This window comes from Bradyrhizobium sp. (genome assembly GCF_019244115.1).
GTDB lineage: Bacteria > Pseudomonadota > Alphaproteobacteria > Rhizobiales > Xanthobacteraceae > Bradyrhizobium.
On sequence record NZ_JAFATE010000714.1, the window covers coordinates 1 to 2,057 of the forward strand.

Sequence of the window (2,057 nt, forward strand, 5' to 3'; positions counted from 1 at the left end):
TAGTCCTTAAGACAACGCGTGCGAGGGCGTTGATGAGGTGGAGTCGGAGATGACGCAGCCTGCAAAGGTCCAAGAACCCTCGATGGAGGAGATTCTGGCCTCGATCCGGCGCATCATCGCCGACGATGAGGCTAAGCCGCCGGCCGCTGAAAAGCCTGCTGCTCCCGAGCCGGCAAGGCCCGTCGCCGCCGCGCCCGCGAAGCCGGCTGCCGTACAGGACATCGCGCCAGCGAAAGCACCGGCCCCTGCGAGGCCCGCACCCGCGCCAGTACCGCCGCCTCCGCCGCCTCCGCCGCCTCCGCCGCCTCCAGCGGCGCCTGCAGCGAGCAACAACCAGGACGACATCGATGCCCTGCTGGCGGGTCTCGACGAGGCGACCTCGGCGGCGGAGATCCGTCCGGCGCCGGTCGAGCCTGCCGAGCCCGAAGTTCTGGAATTGACCGACGACATGGCGGTGCAGACGCCGCCGCCCCCGCAGCCGTCCTTCCGGAGGGTCGAGCCGCAGGACGACATCGAATTTGCCGAAGCGGCCGCCTCCCGACCGGTTCACCGCCCCCCCGTGTACGAGTCCCCCGCGTTCGATCCGCCGATGTCCCCCAAGCAGCCCATTCTGTCCCATTCGACGGTGTCCGCCGTCGAGTCCGCGTTCAATACGCTTGCCCACACCGTGCTCAGCAACAATGCACGGACCCTGGAAGACCTGGTCAAGGAAATGCTGCGGCCGATGCTGAAGGCCTGGCTCGACGACAACCTGCCGGGTCTGGTCGAGCGGATCGTCAAGGCGGAAATCGAGCGGGTTTCGCGCGGGCGCTGACGGCCCTATATAGCGAGCCTGGGCCCGAATTCGGCCCTTAACCCCGGTGTGGTGCAGCTTCCTGGCCGCCCTGTCGTGTTGACTTGGGCGGCGCTGGCGGCTTTGTACCCGCGGGACCAACATCCGCCACATCCAAAAGCGCCATGATCGAGAAGAATTACCAGCCAGCCGATATCGAAGGCCGCATGTCCCTGATCTGGGAGGAGGCCGAGGCGTTCCGCGCCGGGCGCCCCGACCGGCGTGGCGCAAAACCCTACACCATCGTGATTCCGCCGCCGAACGTGACCGGCTCGCTGCATATGGGGCACGCGCTGAACAACACGCTGCAGGACATTCTCTGCCGTTTCGAGCGGATGCGCGGCCGCGACGTGCTGTGGCAGCCGGGCACCGATCACGCCGGGATCGCGACCCAGATGGTGGTGGAACGGCAGTTGATGGAGCGCCAGCAGCCCACCCGGCGCGAGATGGGCCGCGAAAAATTCGTCGAGCGCGTCTGGCAGTGGAAGGAAGAGAGCGGCGATACCATCGTCAACCAGCTGAAGCGGCTGGGGGCCTCCTGCGACTGGTCGCGCGAGCGCTTTACGATGGACGAGGGGCTGTCGCGCGCCGTCTTGAAAGTGTTCGTGGAACTCTACCGTCAGGGCCTGATCTACAAAGACAAGCGGCTGGTGAACTGGGATCCAAAACTGCTCACCGCGATCGCGGACCTGGAGGTGCAGCAGATCGAGGTCAAGGGCAGCCTCTGGTACCTGCGCTATCCGATCGAGGGCAGGACTTTTAGCCCCGAGGATCCCACCAGTTTCATCGTGGTCGCCACCACACGCCCCGAGACCATGCTCGGCGACACCGGTGTTGCCGTGCATCCGGACGATCCGCGCTATGCCGATCTTGTCGGCCAGAACGTGATCCTGCCGCTGGTCGGGCGCAAGATTCCGATCGTCGCCGACACCTATTCCGATCCGGAAAAAGGGTCTGGCGCGGTCAAGGTGACGCCGGCGCACGATTTCAACGATTTTGAGATCGGCCGCCGCCATGACCTGCCGCGGGTCAACGTGTTCGACCAGGAAGGGCGCCTCGCCCTCACCGGCAACGAGGACTATCTGCGCGGCCTGCCCGAGGGTGCCGCTGAATTCGCCGCCGAGTTCCACGGTGTGGAGCGCTTCGCCGCGCGAAAGCGCGTCGTCGCGCGGCTGACCGATTTCGGCTTTTTGGAGAAGATCGAGCCGCACACGCACATGGTGCC

Annotated in this window: 2 protein-coding genes; both read left to right on the top strand. The window is 66.0% G+C overall.

Features of this window, described 5'->3' with window-relative positions:
• Positions 1–49 precede the first annotated feature (49 nt).
• The gene (locus JOZ76_RS30775) at positions 50–814 is read left to right on the top strand and encodes a PopZ family protein (protein WP_291705161.1); all 765 of its coding nucleotides are present in this window, start codon (positions 50–52) and stop codon (positions 812–814) included.
• 143 nt (positions 815–957) lie between these two features.
• A partial coding sequence (locus tag JOZ76_RS30780) for a class I tRNA ligase family protein (protein WP_291705162.1) occupies positions 958–2,057 on the top strand: 1,100 nt, incomplete at its 3' end.